Consider the following 19242-nt stretch of genomic DNA (forward strand, 5'->3'; position numbering starts at 1 on the left):
GGGTGAGGCCGTCACCCGCACGGCCGCACGCCCCGGAGCGGCTCACCCTGGACAGGTGACTGAACAAGCGTTTAACATGCTGTACATGCGTTCAATCCAGGACGACCGGACCACCCGGGCCGTCATCCGCGACGAGGCACTGCGACTGTTCGCCGAGCGGGGGCCGGAGTCGGTGACCGTGCGGCAGATCGCGGGGGCGGCCGGTGTGTCGGCCAGCCTCGTGGTGCACCACTTCGGATCGAAGGACGGACTGCGGGAGGAGGTCGACCGGCACGTCCTGGCCGTGTTCGCGGCGATGCTCGGCGAACTGACCGAAGAGGGCGGCGAGAAGCTGCTCGATCCGGGTGCCGGCGCCACCTCCCTCAGCGAGGTGTTCGCCCGGCATCTGCCGGCCGACTCGCCCCTGCCCGGCTACCTGCGGCGGCTGCTGCTCAGCGGATCCGAGACCGGCCGGGTGCTGTTCCGGCGGCTGTTCGAGCTGAGCCGCCGGACGCTCGACGAGCTGACGGCGGCCGGACTGGCCGCCCCGGGCCGGGACCCGGCCGTCCGCACGGCCGTGCTGCTCGCCAACGACCTGGCGGTCTTCCTGCTGCGCGACCATCTCGCCGACGCCCTGGGCACCGACCCGCTGTCCGCCGACGGCATGGCCCGCTGGGCCCCGGAGATGCTGAGCATCTACGCGGGCGGGCTGAACGCGACGCCGCAAGGAGAGGCGCCCCCAACGATCTAGGGAGAGTGTGCATGCCGCCCGGAACCGTACTGGCACCACCCGCGCTCGAGGCGCGTGATCTGCACAAGTCCTACGGCACCCATCAGGTACTGCGCGGTGTCGACCTCACCGTGACGCCCGGCCGGCTCGTCGCCGTGGTGGGCGAGAACGGCGCCGGGAAGTCGACCCTGCTCAAGTCGCTGGCGGGAGTTCTCGCCGCGGACCGGGGCGAGGTGATCCTGCACGGCACGCTCGGACACTGCCCCCAGGAGCCGATCCTGAACGGCAGCCTGACCGTGGAACAGCATCTGCGGTACTTCGCCGCGGCCCAGCGACTGCCGGGACCGGAGCGCGGTCTCGAGCTGGTCCGGCGGCTGGGCTTCGAGCGCTACCTGCGAACCGTGACCGGGGAGCTGTCCGGCGGCACCCGGCAGAAGCTCAATCTCACCCTGGCCCTGCTGCACGACCCGGACGTCCTGCTGCTGGACGAGCCCTACCAGGGGTTCGACTGGGAGACGTATCTGCGCTTCTGGGAACTGGCCGAGGAGCTGCGCTCGCGCGGCAAGGCGATCGTCGTCATCACCCATCTCGTCTTCGAGCAGGAGCGCTTCGACCTCCTGGCCGACCTCGTCGACGGACGGCTCGTCACCCGTACGTCCACGGCGACGAGCACGGAGGAGGCGCACCGTGCGGACGTCTGACACCCGCCAACCGCCAGTGGCGTACCGGCAGTTTCCCACCGCCCTGCGCTTCTCGGTGCGCGATCAGACCCGCAACCGGCTCGCCGGACTGCTGCTCGTGCTGTTCGTGCCCGCCTGGTACCTGCTGATGGACGCGCTGGCCGGGGGCGAGGTGCTGGAGTTCAAGCTGTTCGCGACCGGGGACGTGCTGCGCGTCGACGGCGGCCGGCTGACACTGATCACCGCCGGGCTCAACTGCGTCACGATGATCGCCGGCTTCGTGGTCTTCGACGCCGTGCGCAAGGCGCTGGCCTTCGACCGGCGGCTGGTGTTCGCGGGCTACGGACAGGCCACGCTCATCGGTGCCAAGACGCTGGCCGTGGTCGTCGTGGCCACCGCGATCGCCCTCTACACCGCGCTGGCGGTGCTGTTCTTCTGGCGCCCCTCGGCGGGCGGCTGGTGCGCCGTACTCGCCGGTTACACGGTCATCGCGCTCACCTACGGCGCGCTCGGCCTGCTGCTCGGGGTGGTGGTCAAGCGCGATCTGGAAGGCTTCTTCCTCATCATCATGGGCGGGCTGATGGACACGTTCCTGCAGAACCCGCTGGGCAATCCCCTGGCCAACGAGCCCGCGCTGCAGTGGTTCCCCTCCTTCGGCCCCATGCAGTTCGCCGCGGGCGGCGCCTTCGGGGGCACCGCCCTCTGGGGGCATCTCGCGCTGGGGCTGCTGTGGGCGGCCGCGTTCAGTGCGGTGGGACTGGCCGTGTTCTGGATCAGGACCCGCAGCCGGAACCGCGCGAGGTGAGCGGCCCCAGGGGCCTGGCTTGACCCTCGACCTTGTCGAGGGATCAGGGTTGCGGGTGTGGAGAGCGAGATGCGCAGCATTGGTGAGATGGCCCGGGACAGTGGGCTGGGCGTGAGCGCCCTGCGGTTCTACGACCGCGCCGGTGTGCTGGTCCCCGACCGCGTGGACCCGGTCAGCGGCTACCGCTGGTACGGCCCCGGACAGCTGGACGAGGCACGGCTGCTGGCCCGGTTGCGCCGGGCCGGCATGCCGCTGGCGGACGTCCGGCTGGTGCTGGCCGGCTGGACGGGCGCCGACACCGGTCTCGTACGGCGGCTGCTCGAGGCCCATCTGCGCCGTCTGGAACAGGGGCTGACCGACGCCCGCGACGCGTTCTCCGCACTCCGAGCCCTACTGGACCACAGGGAGAACCCCATGACCCCGCTCCGCACCGACACACCCGCCCGGCTGTCCGTCTCCGGCCCCGGTCTGGCCGCCGCACTGGACGCGGTCCGGTTCGCGGCCGGCACCGACCCGGAGCTGCCGATGCTCGCCGGCATCCACGTCGACATCGAGCACGATGCCCTGCACGTCGTGGCCACCGACCGGTACCGGATGGCCGTGGCGCGCGCCGGCGCCCGCGGCCACGACGGGCCCCGGGTGCAGGCGACCGTGCCCCTCCCCCTCGCCGACGCGATGCGGGCGCTGCTGGACGGCGAGAACGACATGCGGCTCACCGTGGACGGTGACCGCGTGACCCTGGAGACCGGGAACCGGCAGACGGCCGGCCAGTGTCTCGGCCACGACTTCCCCGACTACCGGCGCCTGGTCCGGCTCCCGGAGGGGCGGCGCGCCGTCGTGGAGGTGACGGCCTTCGAGACGGCGGTGCGCACGGGCCCCGTCCGCGCCCACGACGGCCAGGACGCCGAGTGCCGCGAACTCACCGTGCTGGACGTGTCGGAGGACGGGTCGGTCACGGTGGCCGGTGACGGCGCCGAGGGTGCCGGTATCGTCGCCGTCAACCGCGCGTTCCTGCTGGACGCCCTCGCCGCGGGGGCCGGTGACCGGCTGGTCCTGGAGTTCGGCGCCCCAACGGCGCCCCTGGCCATCCGCCGCCCGGACGACGAGCACACGTTCTCGCTGCTGATGCCGGTACGGCTGGAGAACTGAGGGCCCGTCGAGGCGGGCGGCGGGGCGTCAGCGTTCGAGGCCGCTGTCCTCCACCGGTTCCAGCGTCTCCGCGGCCGGCGTCGTGTTCTGTGCGGGCACGGCGTCGGCCGCCGCCGTGCGGCTGCGCGCCAGGCGCAGCGCGATGGGCTCGGTGAAACGGGCCGTGAGGGGACCGAGGACGACCAGGACCAGGACGTACGCCGTGGCCAGCGGGCCGAGGTCCGGCTCGACACCGGCGGTGACCGCGAGTCCGGCGATGACGATGGAGAACTCGCCGCGGGCGACCAGAGTGCCGCCGGCGCGCCAGCGGCCCTTGGGGGAGATCCCGGCCCGGCGGGCCGCCCAGTAGCCGGTGGCGATCTTCGTCAGCGCGGTGACGACGGCGAGCCCGAGAGCGGGCAGGATCACCGGCGGGATCGACTGGGGGTCGGTGTGCAGGCCGAAGAAGACGAAGAACACCGCGGCGAACAGGTCCCGCAGCGGCGCCAGCAGGTTGTGCGCGCCCTCGGCGACCTCCCCGGACAGGGCGATGCCCACCAGGAACGCGCCCACCGCCGCCGACACCTGCAGTTGCTGGGCGAGTCCCGCGACCAGCAGGGTGAGGCCCAGCACGACCAGCAGCAGCTTCTCCGGGTCGTCGCTGGAGACGAAGCGGGAGATCACCCGGCCGTAGCGGACGGCGGCGAACAGCACAAGACCGGCGACACCCAGCGCGATGGCCAGCGTGACGCTGCCCGTGGCGAGGCTCACACCGGCCAGCAGGGCGGTGATGATCGGCAGGTAGACGGCCATCGCCAGGTCCTCGAGCACCAGGATGCTGAGGATGACCGGGGTCTCCCGGTTGCCGAGCCGTCCGAGGTCCCCGAGCACTTTCGCGATGACGCCGGAGGAGGAGATCCAGGTGACGCCGGCCAGGACCACGGCGGCGACCGGGCCCCAGCCGAGGAGCAGGGCCAGGGCGGCGCCGGGCAGGGCGTTCAGCGCCATGTCCACGAGACCGGCCGGGTACTGCGTCTTGAGGTTGGAGACGAGGTCGCTGGCCGTGTACTCCAGGCCGAGCATCAGCAGCAGGAGGATCACGCCGATCTCGGCGCCGATCGCGACGAACTCCTCGCTCGCGCCGAGCGGCAGCAGTCCTCCCTCGCCGAATGCGAGGCCGGCCAGCAGGTAGAGGGGGATCGGGGAGAACTGCAGGCGTCCGGCGAGACGTCCCAGCAGGCCGAGCCCGAGGATGATCGCGCCGAACTCGATCAGGAAGATCGCGGAAGAATGCACGCGCTCACTCCCGCCCGAGAATCTCGGCGGCGGCCTCGATGCCCTCGCGGGTGCCGATCACGATCAGGGTGTCCCCGCCGGCCAGCCGGAAGTCCGGCGCGGGCGACGGGATCGCCTCGGCGCGCCGCAGCACGGCCACGATCGACGCCCCGGTGTCGGTGCGCATGCGGGTCTCGCCCAGCAGCCGGCCGTTCCAGTGGGAGACGGAGGACAGTTCGATGCGCTCAGCGACCAGCCCCAGGTCGGTGGTGTGCAGCAGGTTGGGGCTGTGGTGGGCGGGCATCAGGGCGTCGATCAGCGCGGCCGACTCGGCGACCGTCAGACGCAGCGACCGTGCGCAGGCGTCCGGGTCGTCGGAGCGGTAGACGTTGACCGTGCGGGCACCGTCGCGGTGCGCGATCACGGACAAGTGCTCGTGCTCACGCGTGGTGAGGTCGTATTTCACGCCGATGCCCGGCAGCGGCGTCGCGCTCATCCGTGGAGCAGGCACAGCCCGTCCCCTTCCAGATTCTTCTGTGTCGTCGGTCGGGGGTGCCCGTCCGGTCGTCGCACGACGATGGTGGTTCACCCCCAGGGGGCAATGGTGCCATCCCGCCAATCGGCCGGAACATGGGTGTCGTCACGGATGGACACGGCCGCGAGCGGGGGAAAGGATGCCCGGGGAGTCCGTCCGCCCACGGACGCGTGCCGTGCACGATCCGGGGGGACGACGCGTACCTGGCGTCCGCGGTGGGTACTCGTGTGCGCTGCCGGGACGGGAGTGTGCTGTGGACGACACGGTCATCGTTGGAGTGGACGGTTCGCCGTCCAGTCTCGCCGCGGTCGATGTCGCGGCCCATGAGGCACGTCTGCGCGGCGCGCGGCTGCGGATCGTGCACGCCTTCAGCCGACCCGCCGACCTGGATCCGATGATCCACGGGGTGCTGGCGCAGGCGGAGCAGCGGGCGCACGACCTCGCGCCGGGGCTGGAGGTCGCCCGGACCGTGGCGTCCGGTGAGACGCTGACGGTGCTGCGGAGCGAGTCGCGCCACGCCGTGCTGACGGTGGTCGGCGAGCGGGGCCGCACCGGGTTCGGAGGTCTGCTGCTCGGCTCGACGGTGGTGCAGCTGGCGGCGCACGGGCACGGTCCGCTGATGGTGGTGCGCGGCCGGGAGGATCCACGGGGTCCCCTCCTGCTCGCCGTGGACGGCTCGCCGGCCGGGAACGCGGCCGCTTCCTTCGCTTTCGCCGAGGCCGCGCTGCGCGGGGCCCCGCTGGTCGCGCTGCATGTGTGGAACACCTGGAGCGAGCAGACGCGGTACGAGGGTCCGGCCGACCCGCTGAGCGTGGTGGTGGACCTCGACCGGCTCGAGGAGCGGCACCGCCGGCTGCTCGAGGAGGCGGTGGCGCCGGAGCGGGCCGCTCGTCCCGAGGTCGCCGTGGAACTGCGTCTGGAGCGGGCCCGGGTACGTCACGCGCTGCTGGACGCGGCGCGGGAGGCCCAGCTGGTGGTGACCGGTGCCCGCGGGCACGGCGGCTTCACCGGGATGCTGCTCGGTTCGGTCAGCCAGGCCCTGCTGTACCACGCCGACTGCCCCGTCACCGTCGTCCGGGCGGAACCCTCTTCCTCGTGACGGTCCGGCGACCGCGCGGTGCGGGTCAGCCCAGGAAGCTCAGCCGAACCCGGCGGTCGGGGTTGTCCTTGTTTCGTGTCCAACAAGCTCCGCAGAGACAACCCGCAGCCTCGACAGGGGTCACCAGGCCCAGTCCCGGTGGGCGGCTCAGCTCGCGGGAACCGGTGGGCACCGGCGGGTGCTCGACCTGTTGCGGACCAGCCCGCATGGCATTCCCGCCGCGCTTGGGGCCGTCCCGTGATCACACACGAACGATGATCACGTGCGAGAGGGTGGACCGGGGAGGCTCAGCACCAGCGCCGCGGCGAGTATCTGCGGCGGCTTCGTCGACATCGACTGTTGCTGGTCGAGCAGTGCGAGACGCTTCCGGAGCCGTACATCGAGCCCGACGGCCTTGCGGTGGAGGCTCGCGGAGGACTCCTCGGGCTTCTCGCCCCTGAGATCCTCAGCGGCCTTCCGGCCATGTGGCACGCCTTCCGTCAACCGACGCGGTTGATGGGCGGGCAGTGCCATCGCGCGTCGATGACCTCGGGGCGCGGGAGGTACATGCGCAGCGCGACGTACCAGATGCCCTGCTGCGGCGTGGGCAGCCAGTTGGACTCCCGCTCCGGCCCCGGCGAGTCCGGCTGCAGATAGAGGGTCAAACCCCCGTCATCGTCAGTGACCAACCCTTGGGTGCGGTCTCCGACGGAGTACCGGTCGATGGGATTCGGGATCAGGTTCCGGTCCTCGTCGTAGGCGGTGAGCGACCAGAACGCGTCGACCGGGGGCAGCGTCCCCGCATCGAAGCGCAGCTCGTAGCGGCCGGTGGTCAGCGTCTCGTCGGCGTCGTCGGTGAAGGCCGTCAGATAGCAACAGGTGGAGCGGCGTCAGCCGGTACTGCCGCTGCAGCGCGTGGACGGCCGGGAGGTCCGCCTCGCCCTCGACGAGGGTCCGCCCGACGATCAGGACCCACGGGGTGGGGGCGGTCGCCGTGCGGCGCACGCCCTCCGGGAGGTCCCTGTTCCAGCCCGGGCCGATGAGGGCGAAGTCACCGGCCTGCGATCCGGTCGCCCGCATGCCCACGTAGTCGTAGTTGTCGGAGGTGAAGGCGACCAGTTCGAAGGTGAAGTAGCGGTCGCCCATGTCCGGATGCGAGAGAATGATGGGCTCCTCGCGCAGGTCCACCCACGCCCAGGAATACAGCGTGTCGGTGTTGGGGGACACGCCGTCCCGATCCGAGACGTCCCAGAGTCTGCTCGCATGCCAGAAGTGGTTGACGGCCATGTAGGGCGTCGTCTCCGTCTCGGGCTTCTGGGTCACCCAACGGTGGCGGAGCTCTGCGTTGTAGATGTAGGGGAAGCCATAGATGAAGGCCTGCTCCCCCAGCGTGTACGCGTACTCGCGGCGCCAGTCGTCCACCCGGCCGGTCAGCGTCGGCTTCACCGAGTGCCATGCCCCGGGCAGGGCCCGCGTCACCTTCCTGGCGCGGTCGATGGTGTCCCCGGGGTGACGTACGGCCGCAGCGGTGGCCTTTCCGGTGGCGGCCGCCGCTTGGCCGATGCCGGCTGCCGCCGCGGCGAGATCGTGGCGCAGACGTCGCCTGGGATGGTTGCCGTCGGATGGAAATGCCATCACCGCGTTCCTCTCCTGAGGCTGAACAGCACCGCTTGCGGCCACCACGAGACCTGGGGGAAACCGGCGACCGTCGACGCCGCGTCCCGCCTCCTCCCGGTGCGCCACGCGGCGGCGTTCCGCGTCCTGCTGCATGGATCCACCGGGCCGGCGCTGCAACTCGCACCTCCTCTTCGAGTAGATCACCGCGTCCATACCATGGCAAATGGGGCTCGTAGGTCACGACGGCCCCCATCTGTCACTCGGTTCACGGGGTCGGTCACATGGTGTGGAGGCGATCCGGGCCGAGGATCGAGTCGCGCACACCTTCAGGCGCAGGCTCCTCCAGCACTCGGAGGACGCAGCCGGCAAGATCGGTCTCAGCGCCGGCCGCTGCACCGGTGCTCCTGCAGACGCCGCCTTCCGCCTCGCCCCCAGCGGCAACGACGCACAGTCTCAGCCCCTCTCGCCGCGCCTGCGGCACCTCATCCGGTACTCCCGGCCCGACCGGCGACGATGACGATCAACCGGGCACGTTGTGGGGCCGGACAGTCGGTCAGCTGATCGATGGCAGGCCCGGCACCGGGATCCGCCACGCGAACGAGCCTGCGGCGACGGACACCACCACGGACGGGGCACGCACCAGCGCCAGGTCCACCAGCCACACCCCGTCCGGGCGAAGAGGCCGGGCACGACAACACGGCAGCGCCCCTGCCTATGGCTTCATCGTCGCCGCGTCACTCGATGTCAGCTGCGGGTGGACTGGGCAGGGCGAGCCAGAGTCGTTCGGCACGGCCGGACTTCGGACCCACAGTCGGCACCCTCGTCACGCAAGGAACGACAACCGCACCTGCCGACGAGGATTGTCCTTGTTCGTGTCGACCAGGCAGACCGACTGCCAGGTGCCCAGTTCCAGCCGACCGTTGACCACCGGGAGCGTCGCGTGCGGCGGCACGAAGGCGGGCAGGACGTGGTCGCGGCCGTGCCCCGGGCTGCCGTGGCGGTGCTGCCAGCGGTCGTCGGCGGGGAGGAGGGTGTGCAGGGCCGACAGCAGGTCGTCGTCGCTTCCGGCGCCGGTCTCGATGACGGCGATCCCGGCGGTGGCGTGCGGCACGAAGACGTTCAGCAGGCCGTCGCGGCCGGCCGCCGCCTCCCGCAGGAAGGACTCGCAGTCGCCGGTGAGATCGACGACCCTCTCGCCGGAGCCGGTGGCGATGTTCAGGACTCGGGTGGTGAAGGCATCGGACATGCCCTCCATCCTGGCCGACGCGGCGGCCTTCGCGCGGGAGCGTGCCGGGAAGATCCATGGGAGCCGCACTGTTGGTAGAAGCGTGAACAACATGCGCGAGGTCGAGGTGGTCGTCATAGGCGCCGGGCAGGCAGGACTTGCCGGCGCCTATCACCTGCGGCGGACCGGGTTCGCGCCGGATCGCGACTTCGTGGTGCTGGACCACTCCCCCGGCCCCGGCGGTGCCTGGCAGTTCCGGTGGCCGTCACTGACGTACGGCAAGGTGCACGGGATGCACGCGCTGCCCGGCATGGAGCTCACGGACGCCGATCCCGCCCGGGCCTCCTCCGAGGTGATCGGTGAGTACTTCGCCCGTTACGAGCGGACGTTCGACCTGCGGGTACGGCGCCCGGTGGACGTGCGGGCCGTACGCGAGGGGCCCGGCGGGCGGCTGCTGGTGGAGAGCTCGGACGGAACCTGGGCGACGCGGGCGCTGATCAATGCCACCGGCACCTGGGACCGGCCGTTCTGGCCTCGCTATCCGGGGCAGGAGACGTTCCGGGGACGGCAGTTGCACACCGCGCAGTACCCCGGGCCCGAGGCGTTCGCCGGGCAGCGGGTGGTCGTGGTGGGGGGCGGGGCCTCGGGCACCCAGCATCTGCTGGAGATCGCCCCTTATGCGGCGGACACGACGTGGGTGACCCGGCGGCGCCCGGTCTTCCGTGAGGGCCCGTTCGACGAGGAGGCGGGGCGGGCGGCCGTGGGGCTCGTCGAGGAGCGGGTGCGGCGGGGGCTGCCGCCGCGCAGTGTCGTCTCGGTGACCGGGCTGCCGCTCAACGACGCGATCCGGCGGGGCCTCGCGGACGGCGTGCTCGACCGCCGTCCCATGTTCGACCGGATCACACCGGACGGTGTGGAGTGGGCGGACGGCCGGCGGGTGGACGCCGATGTCATCCTCTGGGCGACCGGTTTCCGTCCCGCGGTCGGCCATCTCGCGCCGCTGCGGCTGCGGGAGCCCGGCGGCGGGATCCGGGTCGAGGGCACCCAGGCGGTCGCCGACCCGCGGATCCACCTGGTCGGGTACGGCCCCTCGGCCAGCACCATCGGGGCCAACCGGGCGGGACGCGCGGCGGTGCGGGAGATCAGGCGACTGCTCGCGCAGGAGCAGCCGACCGCGGCGTGACGTCCCGGGCCGGCCGGGAGGTCATGTCTTCGCCGGTGCGCCGGACTTCATGCGCTGGGCGTCGACCTCGGTGACGTTGCGCTGATGTTCCGCGAAGTCGGCGGTGAAGCGGGTGTCGCCGGGCTTGACCGTGACGAAGTACAGCCAGTCGCCCGGGGTGGGATTGATCGCGGCGCGCACGGCGTCCTCGCCGGGGTTGCCGATCGGGGTCGGCGGCAGGCCCATGCGCCGGTACGAGTTGTAGGGGCTGTCGACCTGGGTGTCGGCCTCCGTGGTACCCGGCTTCGAGCGGCCCAGGGCGTAGTTGACGGTCGAGTCCATCTGGAGCGGCATCCCGCGCTCCAGGCGGTTGAAGATCACCCGGGCGATCTTGCCCATGTCGGCCTTGGTGGCGGCCTCCGCCTGGACGATGCTCGCGACCGTGACCGCCTGGTAGACGTTCATCGCGTTGCGCTGCGCACCGGCGGCGATCGGGGCTCCGTTGAACTTCTTGTCGGCCGCCTCGACCATCCGTGACAGGAGCCGTTGCGGGGTCGGCTTCTCCTGCAGGGGATAGGTGGCCGGGAAGAGGTAGCCCTCGGGATTGCCCTCGGCCTGGTTCGGCAGCTTCAGGTCCGCCTTGGCGAGGGACTTCTTCGTTGTGCCCGCCGGGAGGTCGAGGGTCTTGTCGATGGCGGCGTACACCTGGCTCGCCCGCCAGCCCTCCGGGACCACCAGGGTCGTGGGACGGTTCTCGTCGTCGCCGTTCATGATCAGCAGCGGCACCGCCACGGCGGTGCCGGCCACGACGGCCCCGAGCGTCGCCAGGGCGAATCGGCCCCGGCGCGTCAGTCGGATCGTGCTCCGTGACGGAGTGTTCGTCTGCATGCGGGCACGGTAACCCGCATATCGCCGCAAACCCGGCATATCTTCATCTTGTCGGCTCCAGTCGGGCGTCCCGGCGCACAAGGGCCGCATAGCGCCCGTCCCGCTGCAGCAGTTCCTCGTGCGTGCCGCTTTCCGCCACGCGGCCGGAGTCGAGGACCACGATCCGGTCGGCACTCCGGACGGTGGACAGCCGATGGGCGATGGTGAGGGTGGTCCGGTTGGCCGACAGCGCATCGATGGCCTGCTGGACGGCGGCCTCCGTACGGGTGTCCAGCGCGCTGGTGGCCTCGTCGAGCACGAGGACCGGCGGGTCGCGGAGGATGGTCCGGGCGATCGCCAGGCGCTGTTTCTCACCGCCCGAGAACCGGTGGCCGCGTTCGCCGACCACGGTGTCGTACCCGTCGGGCAGCGCCGCGATGTGGTCGTGGATCTGCGCCGCCCGCGCCGCGGCGTGCAGTTCCTCGTCGGTGGCCCCGGGCTTGGCGAAGCGCAGGTTGTCCGCGACCGTGGCGTGGAAGAGGTAGGTCTCCTGGGAGACGACGCCGACCGCGCGGGCCAGTGTGTCGAAGTCGAGGTCGCGTACGTCGACCCCGTCGAGGGTGACCCGGCCGCCCGTGACGTCGTACAGCCGCGGCACGAGATGGCCCAGGGTGGACTTGCCGGCGCCGGTCGGCCCGACGACGGCGAGACTGCCGCCCGGGGGGACGGTGATGTCGATGCCGTCGAGAACGGGGCCGCTCTTGTCGTCGTAGGCGAACCTGACGTTCTCGAGGCGGACCTCGCCCTTGATGCGGTCGAGGTGCACCGGGTCCGCGCGTTCGGTGATGTCGATCGGGAGGTCCAGGTACTCGAAGATGCGCTGGAAGAGCGCGAGCGAGGTCTGGATCTGGACGCCGGTGGACAGCAGGCTCACGGCCGGACGGAACAGGCCCTGCTGGAGCGAGACGAACGCGACGATCGTGCCGATGGAGACCTCGGGGCCACCCGTCTGCAGGGCGATCCCGGCGGTCCAGTAGATGACGGCCGGCATGGCGGCCATGACGATCGTGATGACGGCCATCCGCCAGCGGCCGGCCATGTTCGACCGCACCTCCAGGTCGACCAGACGCTCGGACTCGTCCGAGAACGCGCCGGTCAGGGAATCGGATCGGCCCATGGTGCGGCCCAGCAGGATGCCGCTGACCGAGAGCGACTCGGTGACCGTGGCGGCCATCGCGGCCATCTGCTTCTGGCGCCGGGTGGTGATTCTCTTCCGCTCGTCGCCGACGCGGCGGCTGATCCAGACGAAGACCGGCAGCAGGACCAGCGTCACCACGGTCAGCCGCCAGTCGAGGGCGAGCATCGCGACGACGGTGGCGACCACGCTGGTGAGGTTGGAGACCAGGGAGGTCGCCGTGGAGGTCACGGTCGCCTGCATGCCGCCGATGTCGTTGGCGATGCGGGACTGGACCTCACCGGTACGGGTGCGGGTGAAGAAGGCGAGCGACATGCGCTGGAGCCGCCCGTACACGGCGGTGCGCAGATCGTGCATCACGCGCTGGCCGACGGTCGTCGAGATCAGGGTCTGCAGGACGCCGAAGACGCTGGTGAGGACCGCGCTGAGGATCATGCCGAGTGCGAGCAGGCTGAGCAGCCCGGTGCGCCCCTCGGGGATCGCCACGTCCAGGATCGCCTTCAGCAGGAAGGGGGTGGCGACCGAGACCAGCGACGCGGCGGCGACGAGCAGGCCGACGATCGCCAGGCGGCCCCGGTAGGGGCGGAAGAGCCTGAGAATGCGCCGCACCTGCCGGGGTTGCTCCTCGGCGCCGGCGGGCGGGACCCAGTCGGGTCCGTGGTCGGGATGCATGGTCTCCTTACGGGTCGGGTGCCCCGGGCCGGTACCCGGGACGGCAGAGCCGCCCCTATTGTTACCTAGACTCACAATGAGCGGCATCCTGATATTGTTCCCGCATGACCGCTTCCGATCCCGACGGCCTGCTGGCCGAGCAACTGCTCCGGCTCACCCGCCGGGTGCACCGCATCCAGAAGCGTCATCTGGAGCGGCGCGAGCTCGGGATCACTCCTGCCCAGTCGCGGTTGCTGCGCACGCTCGCGCACTACGGCTCGCCGCCTCGTATGGCCGATCTGGCCGAGCGGCTGGAGGTGGTTCCCCGGGCGGTGACCACACTGGTCGACGGGCTGGAGGCGAACGGCAAGGTGCGGCGGGTGCCGGATTCGGCCAACCGGCGGGTGATCCGGATCGAGCTCACCGACGACGGACGCGCGGCGCTGCGGGAGCTGCGCGCGGCGCGCAGGCTCGCGGCCGAGGAGATCCTGGCGCCGCTGGGGAACGAACAGCGCGCAGCGCTGGGCGAGTTGCTGGACGCCCTGATCGACGGGACGGTCGCCCCGCCGTGCCGTGACGTGTCCTCCTGAGGCGCGTGAGGTGACGGCCCCCCACAGGGCGCCAGTTCTGTGCGGTGTCCTGGAAAAACGGTTGCCCCGCCGTGCGTGGCGGCGTCAACCTGTCACGGTTTGCTGATCCCGCCCCCCGGGCGGGGCGCAGACATGCCCGCAGTCCCCTCAGGCGCCTCTCTTCCCGTGCCGCCCCTCCGCCTCCCTTTCCGCCGCCCTCAGACCGAGCCCCTGGGACGTCATGCAGATTCAAGACCTTCCGTATCCCGACCCCGGGGTGCCCGACGCACGCTCGGGGCCCCGATTCCTGTGGTGGCTCTTCCGGAACCAGCTCTCCGGGCAGCTCACGTCGTTGGCCTGGGGCCTGCTGCACTTCGTCTCCGTCGCGTCGCTGCCGTTCAGCGTCGGTGTCGCCGTGCAGGCCGCGGTCGACCGCTCCGGCGGCCGGCTCGCCCTGGCCGGGGGACTGATGGCGCTGGCCTGCGCGGGCAACGCGGTGGGTGACACCTTCCTGCACCGTGCCGCCGTCACCAACTGGATCACCGCCGCCGCCCGCGTGCAGCAACTGCTGGGGCGCAAGGCCGCGACGCTGGGCTCGGCGCTGACCCGTCGGGTCGCCGCCGGAGAGGTCGTGGCCGTCTCCACGGGCGACGTGGAGAAGATCGGCTGGTTCGTGGAGGCCCTGTCGCGGTTCACCGCGGCCGTGGTCACCATGGTGCTGGTCTGCGTCGGTCTGATGGTCTACCAGCCGGCGCTCGGAGTCGTCGTCGCCGTGGGACTGCCGGTACTGGCGATCGCGGTGCTGCCGCTGCTGCCCCGGGCCACCCGGCGGGCGGACGTGCAGCGTGAGAAGGCCGGACGGGCCACCGAGCTCGCCTCCGACACCGTCGCCGGGCTGCGCGTGCTGCGCGGCATCGGCGGCGAGGACCTGTTCCTCGACCGGTACCGCGACGCCTCCCAGGAGGTCCGCCACGCGGCCGTGCGCAGTGCGCGGATGTGGTCGCTGATCGCCGCGATCCAGGTGCTGCTGCCGGGACTGCTGCTGATCACGGTGGTCTGGTACGGCGTGCACCTGGCCCGCGACGGACGGATCGCCGTGGGCGAACTGGTCACCGTCTACAGCTCGGTCATGCTGCTCACCTACCCGATCCGGCACTTCGAGGAGATCGCGATGGCGTACTCCTTCTCACGCCCCTCGGCCAAGCGGGCCGCGCGCGTGCTGTCACTGGAACGCGTCACCGACACCGCGGGCTCACGTGCCGCCGAGGCCCCGTCCGGTGACCTGTACGACCCCGCGACCCGTCTGCTCGCTCCCGCGGGCCGGCTCACCGCCGTGGTCTGCGGGGACCCGGACGCGGCGGGGCGGCTGGCCGAGCGGCTCGGCGGGCACGCCTCGGAACAGGGCGCCTCCGTGCTGCTCGGCGGTGTCCCGCTGGACGAACTGCCGCTGGACTCGGCCCGGGCGGCCGTTCTGGTGCAGGACAAGGATCCGGTGCTCCTCTCCGGCACCCTGCGCGAGCTGTTCGAGGTGCCCGCCTCCGGAGCGGTCGAGCCGCGCGACGCGCTCGAGGCCGCGCAGTGCGCGGACGTGCTGGCGGCGCTCGTGCAGGGCTCGCTGGACGCCGGGGACCCGATGGACGTCCGGATCACCGAACGCGGACGGTCGCTGTCGGGCGGGCAGCGCCAGCGGCTCGCGCTGGCCCGGTCGCTGGTCACGGACCCGGAGGTACTCGTCCTCGACGAGCCGACCTCGGCCGTCGACTCGCACACCGAGGCCCGGATCGCCCAGGGCGTGCGCGCGCTGCGGGCGGGCCGCACCACCGTGGTGTTCACCTCGTCCCCGCTGCTGCTGGACCGGGCGGACCAGGTGGTGTTCCTGCACGGCGACACCGTCGCCGCGGTCGGCGCCCACCGTGAACTGGTGCGCACCGAGCCGCGGTACCGGGCCGTGGTGACCCGCGAGACCGAGGACGAGACCGCGCCGGCGGGCGGCCCGGCGGGGGACGGCCGGCTGCCCGGGGGCGAGCGCCCCGGCGAAAGCGGCGTCGTCCACCGGCTGGAAGAGATGGAAGAGCTGGAAGAGATCGAGGAGACAGCATGATCGGCGTGGCGCCACCGGCCTACGACCCGGCGGCCCCGTCCGCGGCCGGCACCCTGCCCGTGGGGGCGCCCGCGACCGTGCGTGCCTATGTGACGGAGCTGCTGCGCCGGCACCGCACCGCCTTCCTGCTGCTGATCGCGGTGAACACGGTCGCCGTGATCGCCTCCATGGTGGGCCCCTATCTGCTGGGCGGACTGGTGGAGCGGGTCTCGGACCGGGAGCGGGAGCTGCACCTGGGGCTCACGGCGGGGCTGTTCCTGGCCGCGCTGGCCGTCCAGGCGGTGTTCGCCCGTCAGGTCCGGCTGCGCGGGGCGATGCTCGGTGAGCGGATGCTGGCCGACCTGCGGGAGGACTTCCTGGTGCGGTCGGTGGGATTGCCGCCGGGCGTGCTGGAGCGGGCGGGCACCGGTGATCTGCTGTCGCGGATCACGACCGACATCGACCGGCTCGGCAACGCGATGCGCGAGGCCGTGCCCCAGCTGGTCATCGGCGTGGTGTGGGCGGTGCTGCTGCTGGGCGGCCTGGTCGTCACCGCGCCGGAGCTGGCACCGGCGGTGCTGATCGCCGTGCCGCTGCTGGTGGCCGGGTGCCGCTGGTACTTCCGCCGGGCGCCGGCGGCCTACCGGTCGGAGGCGGCCGGGTACGCCGCCGTGGCCGCCGCTCTCGCGGAGACCGTGGACGCGGGGCGGACCGTGGAGGCGCACCGCCTCGGGGAGCGTCGCGTGGCGCTGACCGACCAGCGGGTCAGGGAGTGGACGGCCTGGGAGCGCTACACCCTCTGGCTGCGGTCGGTGCTCTTCCCCGTCGTCCAGATCACCCATGTGACCGTGCTCGGCTCGGTGCTGATGATCGGCGGGGTGTTCGTCCTGCAGGGCTGGATCGGTGTCGGCCAGCTGACCACCGCCGCGCTGATCGCGCAGATGCTCGTCGACCCGGTGGGGCTGATCCTGCGCTGGTATGACGAGCTCCAGGTGGCACAGGTGTCGCTGGCCCGGCTGGTCGGGGTCCGGGACATCGAGCCCGACGCCGGGGACGCCGGCCTCACGCCCGAGGGGCGCCGGGTGCACGCGGACCGGGTGCACTTCGGCTACCGGGAGGGGGTGGACGTCCTGCGCGAGGTGTCCCTCGAGGTCGCCCCCGGGACCCGGCTGGCGCTGGTCGGCCCCTCGGGTGCGGGCAAGTCCACGCTGGGCCGGCTGCTCGCCGGGATCTACGCGCCCCGGGACGGGCGGGTCACCCTCGGTGACGCCGAGCTGTCGCGGATGACCGCCGAGCGGGTCCGGGCGCACGTGGCCCTGGTCAATCAGGAGCACCACGTCTTCGTGGGCTCCCTGCGTGACAATCTGCGGCTCGCCCGGACGAACGCCGAGGACGCCGAGCTGTGGGCGGCGCTCGGCTCGGTGGACGCGGACGGCTGGGCGCGGGCGCTCGACGAGGGCCTCAACACCGAGGTCGGCTCGGGCGGGTTCGCGCTCACCCCGGCGCAGGCCCAGCAGGTCGCGCTGGCCCGGCTGGTGCTGGCCGATCCGCACACGCTGGTGCTGGACGAGGCGACCTCGCTGCTCGACCCGCGTGCGGCACGTCATCTGGAGCGCTCCCTGGCCCGGGTACTGGACGGCCGGACGGTCGTCGCGATCGCCCACCGCCTGCACACCGCCCACGACGCGGACGTCATCGCCGTGGTGGAGAACGGGCGCATCAGCGAGCTGGGCAGTCACGACGAACTGGTCGCCGCGGACGGCGCCTACGCGGCACTGTGGCGGTCCTGGCACGGGTGAACCCGCACCGCTGAGGGGCCGGCACCGGTTCCCACCGTCCGTCCGGGCGGCGGGAACCGGTGCGCGCGGCCGGCTCGGGGCGTGGCGTTGCGCGGTGGGGAGCTCCGGTGGAAGGCTGGAGTCAGGCACCGGCTCGGGGAGCGCCCGGATCCTGCCGGACCGGGGAACGGGTGGCGCCGGCGCCCCGTGCAGACGGCCCGGCGTGGGCTGCGGCGGGAACGGGCCCGTCCCCACCCTCTGGAGGTAGCCGTGAACAGCGCCGACGGTTGGGGAGACGACGTCTACCAGCCCGACGCGTCCGAAATCCAGGACGACGCCGGACTGCTCGACGCCGAGGACACCCTGGAGAACGACGGTGTCTCCGACCCCCTCGACCGGGGCTGGTCCCCTCCGGAGCGGCCCTGGGCCGTGGAGCACTACGGCGTGACGGCGGCCGAGCGCCATGAGGGCGAGACGCTGGACCAGCGGCTGGCCGAGGAGGTCCCCGATCCCGTCTCGTCCGACGGCGACGGGCTCGGGGATTCCTCGGGCACCGACGGGGAACTCCTGGACAACGAGGTCGGCGCCGCACGCTCCGGCCGGCTCGTGGCCCCCGACGAAGGGGCGCACGAGGACGAGGAGGAAGCCCTGGTCGCCGTGGACGTCGGCATCGACGGCGCGGCCGCCTCCGCCGAGGAGGCCGCGATGCACGTCGTGGACGAGGACGGCCTGCCCGGCTGAGCCCGCCACTCCCCCGCCGCAGCGCGGGCCCGAGTCGCCCGAGGAGCATTCATGCAGCAGGACAAGCACCCCGACTACCACCCCGTGGTCTTCCGCGACCGTGCCGCCGGGTACGCCTTCCTCACCCGGTCGACCGCGACCAGCGGGCAGACCATCGAGTGGGACGACGGCGAGACCTACCCGGTGGTGGACGTGGAGATCTCCTCGGAGAGTCACCCGTTCTACACGGGCAAGGCCCGGACCGTGGACACGGAGGGCAGGGTGGCCCGCTTCGAGCGCCGGTACGGCGGTGAGGGCTCCGGCTGAGTCCAGCGGGGTCCTGGCCGTCAGATCACGTTGAGCGCCGCCGCGCAGCCCACCCCGCCCAGCAGCATGAACGCGGGCATCAGCACCTTCAGCTCCACCCAGCTGCCCGCCCGGAACCGCATGACCTTCGGCGGGCCGATCGGGTACCAGCGCTTGCGCCCCACCGGTATGGGCCACAGGATCGGGCATCCGGAGACGGTCAGCGCGTCCCCGATGTCGTGCACCAGCGCGCCCAGCACGATCGGCAGCCCCAGCCACAGGTACTCCTGGCCCGGCGCGGTGAACAGCCAGTCGGAGCCGTTGCCCGGCTGGTCGAGGATGCCCGCGATGATCCAGGCGCTGGTCGCCGCCAGCAGCCACACCAGGACGTCGCTGCTGGAGCCGCGGGTCGCCCGCCACAGCAGGCCCTCGATGGCCAGCACCATGTGCACGAAGAGGATGGCCAGCACCGCCCAGCGGCCGCCCGTGACCGCCAGGGCCGCGGTGCCGCCGCCGATCAGGACGGCCCACAGCCAGGTGTGCGTGAGCGTGCGGTGCCCGCCGGAGCGGCGCGGGTCGCCCTGCTTCTTGGTGGCCTTGTAGACGGCGTAGGAGAGCTTGTCGACGATCTCGCAGAGCCAGCGGGACAGCGGACCGAAGGCCCGGGAGATGGTGGCCGCCTTGTGGTCCAGGTCGGGGGCGAGTGCGGCGCCGGCGCAGATCAGGGCGCCGGCCAGGAGCACCGGCCAGGGCATCGGGTGGCCGGCGGCAACCATCGCCGCACCGACTCCGAGCCAGGCCGCGGCGCCCGACAGTGAGTGTGCTGGTCCCATCATCGCCGTTGCCCGCCCCATTCCTCGTT

Annotated in this window: 19 protein-coding genes and 1 pseudogene; 11 read left to right on the forward strand and 9 right to left on the reverse strand. The window is 72.1% G+C overall.

Features of this window, described 5'->3' with window-relative positions; genetic code table 11:
* The first annotated feature begins 85 nt into the window (after positions 1-85).
* The 4 genes from ACZ44S_RS15110 to ACZ44S_RS15125 all read left to right on the forward strand — a co-directional run bounded on the left by ACZ44S_RS15110 (position 86) and on the right by ACZ44S_RS15125 (position 3343).
* Positions 86-730, forward strand: coding sequence for a TetR/AcrR family transcriptional regulator (locus ACZ44S_RS15110; RefSeq protein ID WP_466928721.1), 645 nt, complete (start codon positions 86-88; stop codon positions 728-730).
* Between the two features lie 11 nt (positions 731-741).
* The gene (locus ACZ44S_RS15115) at positions 742-1410 is read left to right on the forward strand and encodes an ABC transporter ATP-binding protein (protein ID WP_466928724.1); all 669 of its coding nucleotides are present in this window, start codon (positions 742-744) and stop codon (positions 1408-1410) included.
* The gene (locus ACZ44S_RS15120; protein WP_466928727.1) at positions 1397-2194 is read left to right on the forward strand and encodes a hypothetical protein; all 798 of its coding nucleotides are present in this window, start codon (positions 1397-1399) and stop codon (positions 2192-2194) included. Before ACZ44S_RS15115 ends, ACZ44S_RS15120 begins: the two co-directional genes overlap by 14 nt.
* A 69-nt stretch (positions 2195-2263) precedes the next feature.
* Positions 2264-3343 carry a DNA polymerase III subunit beta family protein gene (locus ACZ44S_RS15125; protein ID WP_466928729.1) on the forward strand — a complete coding sequence of 360 codons (1080 nt, stop codon included), beginning with the start codon at positions 2264-2266 and terminating at the stop codon, positions 3341-3343.
* 27 nt (positions 3344-3370) lie between these two features.
* Here ACZ44S_RS15125 and ACZ44S_RS15130 read toward each other — a convergent pair whose 3' ends face one another.
* Together ACZ44S_RS15130 and ACZ44S_RS15135 are read right to left on the reverse strand one after the other, a co-directional pair.
* On the reverse strand, positions 3371-4618 hold the full coding sequence (locus ACZ44S_RS15130) for a cation:proton antiporter (protein WP_466928731.1): 1248 nt from the start codon (positions 4616-4618) through the stop codon (positions 3371-3373).
* A gap of 4 nt (positions 4619-4622) precedes the next feature.
* Complete coding sequence (locus tag ACZ44S_RS15135; RefSeq protein ID WP_037941000.1) at positions 4623-5093, reverse strand: cation:proton antiporter regulatory subunit; 471 nt, start codon at positions 5091-5093, stop codon at positions 4623-4625.
* A 292-nt stretch (positions 5094-5385) separates the two neighbouring features.
* Here ACZ44S_RS15135 and ACZ44S_RS15140 point away from each other — a divergent pair, with 292 nt between their 5' ends.
* A complete protein-coding gene (locus tag ACZ44S_RS15140; protein ID WP_466928734.1) occupies positions 5386-6231 on the forward strand; it encodes a universal stress protein in 846 nt (281 codons plus the stop codon).
* 258 nt (positions 6232-6489) lie between these two features.
* Here the strand turns inward: ACZ44S_RS15140 and ACZ44S_RS15145 are convergent, their stop codons facing one another.
* The 4 genes and pseudogenes from ACZ44S_RS15145 to ACZ44S_RS15160 form a co-directional block, all read right to left on the reverse strand.
* The gene (locus ACZ44S_RS15145; RefSeq protein ID WP_466928736.1) at positions 6490-6702 is read right to left on the reverse strand and encodes a hypothetical protein; all 213 of its coding nucleotides are present in this window, start codon (positions 6700-6702) and stop codon (positions 6490-6492) included.
* Positions 6703-6710: 8 nt separating this feature from the next.
* Entirely contained in the window at positions 6711-7079 is a 369-nt protein-coding gene (locus ACZ44S_RS15150; protein WP_466929175.1) for a DUF1214 domain-containing protein, read from the reverse strand.
* 28 nt (positions 7080-7107) lie between these two features.
* Positions 7108-8040 (reverse strand): annotated as a pseudogene (locus ACZ44S_RS15155) (DUF1254 domain-containing protein); the annotation flags it as partial.
* A gap of 610 nt (positions 8041-8650) precedes the next feature.
* On the reverse strand, positions 8651-9073 hold the full coding sequence (locus tag ACZ44S_RS15160; protein WP_466928738.1) for a secondary thiamine-phosphate synthase enzyme YjbQ: 423 nt from the start codon (positions 9071-9073) through the stop codon (positions 8651-8653).
* An 82-nt stretch (positions 9074-9155) separates the two neighbouring features.
* Here ACZ44S_RS15160 and ACZ44S_RS15165 point away from each other — a divergent pair, with 82 nt between their 5' ends.
* Complete coding sequence (locus ACZ44S_RS15165) at positions 9156-10235, forward strand: NAD(P)-binding domain-containing protein (RefSeq protein WP_466929177.1); 1080 nt, start codon at positions 9156-9158, stop codon at positions 10233-10235.
* A gap of 21 nt (positions 10236-10256) precedes the next feature.
* Here the strand turns inward: ACZ44S_RS15165 and mltG are convergent, their stop codons facing one another.
* Both mltG and ACZ44S_RS15175 read right to left on the reverse strand, forming a co-directional pair.
* Positions 10257-11102, reverse strand: a complete 846-nt coding sequence (mltG, locus tag ACZ44S_RS15170) for an endolytic transglycosylase MltG (protein WP_466928741.1) — start codon at positions 11100-11102, stop codon at positions 10257-10259.
* A 43-nt stretch (positions 11103-11145) separates the two neighbouring features.
* Positions 11146-12948: an ABC transporter ATP-binding protein gene (locus ACZ44S_RS15175; protein WP_466928744.1), complete on the reverse strand. Its 1803-nt coding sequence runs from the start codon at positions 12946-12948 to the stop codon at positions 11146-11148.
* A 104-nt stretch (positions 12949-13052) separates the two neighbouring features.
* Between ACZ44S_RS15175 and ACZ44S_RS15180 the strand changes: the two genes are divergently transcribed.
* The 5 genes from ACZ44S_RS15180 (at position 13053) to ACZ44S_RS15200 (ending at position 18401) form a co-directional block, all read left to right on the forward strand.
* The gene (locus tag ACZ44S_RS15180; RefSeq protein ID WP_466928747.1) at positions 13053-13517 is read left to right on the forward strand and encodes a MarR family winged helix-turn-helix transcriptional regulator; all 465 of its coding nucleotides are present in this window, start codon (positions 13053-13055) and stop codon (positions 13515-13517) included.
* 220 nt (positions 13518-13737) lie between these two features.
* Positions 13738-15597 (forward strand): ABC transporter ATP-binding protein, encoded by a 1860-nt coding sequence (locus tag ACZ44S_RS15185; RefSeq protein ID WP_466928750.1) that lies wholly within the window; start codon positions 13738-13740, stop codon positions 15595-15597.
* On the forward strand, positions 15594-17375 hold the full coding sequence (locus ACZ44S_RS15190) for an ABC transporter ATP-binding protein (protein ID WP_466928752.1): 1782 nt from the start codon (positions 15594-15596) through the stop codon (positions 17373-17375). The genes ACZ44S_RS15185 and ACZ44S_RS15190 overlap by 4 nt, the downstream gene beginning before the upstream one ends.
* Before the next feature lie 249 nt (positions 17376-17624).
* Positions 17625-18095 (forward strand): DUF5709 domain-containing protein, encoded by a 471-nt coding sequence (locus ACZ44S_RS15195; protein ID WP_466928755.1) that lies wholly within the window; start codon positions 17625-17627, stop codon positions 18093-18095.
* Positions 18096-18146: 51 nt separating this feature from the next.
* Positions 18147-18401, forward strand: coding sequence for a type B 50S ribosomal protein L31 (locus ACZ44S_RS15200; protein WP_190163564.1), 255 nt, complete (start codon positions 18147-18149; stop codon positions 18399-18401).
* A gap of 20 nt (positions 18402-18421) precedes the next feature.
* Here the strand turns inward: ACZ44S_RS15200 and ACZ44S_RS15205 are convergent, their stop codons facing one another.
* Entirely contained in the window at positions 18422-19216 is a 795-nt protein-coding gene (locus ACZ44S_RS15205; protein WP_466928758.1) for a metal-dependent hydrolase, read from the reverse strand.
* Positions 19217-19242: the final 26 nt, after the last annotated feature.

The sequence above is a fragment of the Streptomyces malachitofuscus genome, assembly GCF_055571035.1.

Bases quoted from the DNA above. Each gene is read 5' to 3' on its own strand.
- mltG (WP_466928741.1), bottom strand. From the start codon at position 11,102: ATGCAGACGAACACTCCGTCACGGAGCACGATCCGACTGACGCGCCGG.
- ACZ44S_RS15135 (WP_037941000.1), bottom strand. From the start codon at position 5,093: ATGAGCGCGACGCCGCTGCCGGGCATCGGCGTGAAATACGACCTCACC.
- ACZ44S_RS15190 (WP_466928752.1), top strand. From the start codon at position 15,594: ATGATCGGCGTGGCGCCACCGGCCTACGACCCGGCGGCCCCGTCCGCG.
- ACZ44S_RS15125 (WP_466928729.1), top strand. From the start codon at position 2,264: ATGCGCAGCATTGGTGAGATGGCCCGGGACAGTGGGCTGGGCGTGAGC.
- ACZ44S_RS15200 (WP_190163564.1), top strand. From the start codon at position 18,147: ATGCAGCAGGACAAGCACCCCGACTACCACCCCGTGGTCTTCCGCGAC.
- ACZ44S_RS15185 (WP_466928750.1), top strand. From the start codon at position 13,738: ATGCAGATTCAAGACCTTCCGTATCCCGACCCCGGGGTGCCCGACGCA.
- ACZ44S_RS15180 (WP_466928747.1), top strand. From the start codon at position 13,053: ATGACCGCTTCCGATCCCGACGGCCTGCTGGCCGAGCAACTGCTCCGG.
- ACZ44S_RS15160 (WP_466928738.1), bottom strand. From the start codon at position 9,073: ATGTCCGATGCCTTCACCACCCGAGTCCTGAACATCGCCACCGGCTCC.
- ACZ44S_RS15115 (WP_466928724.1), top strand. From the start codon at position 742: ATGCCGCCCGGAACCGTACTGGCACCACCCGCGCTCGAGGCGCGTGAT.
- ACZ44S_RS15110 (WP_466928721.1), top strand. From the start codon at position 86: ATGCGTTCAATCCAGGACGACCGGACCACCCGGGCCGTCATCCGCGAC.
- ACZ44S_RS15205 (WP_466928758.1), bottom strand. From the start codon at position 19,216: ATGATGGGACCAGCACACTCACTGTCGGGCGCCGCGGCCTGGCTCGGA.
- ACZ44S_RS15175 (WP_466928744.1), bottom strand. From the start codon at position 12,948: ATGCATCCCGACCACGGACCCGACTGGGTCCCGCCCGCCGGCGCCGAG.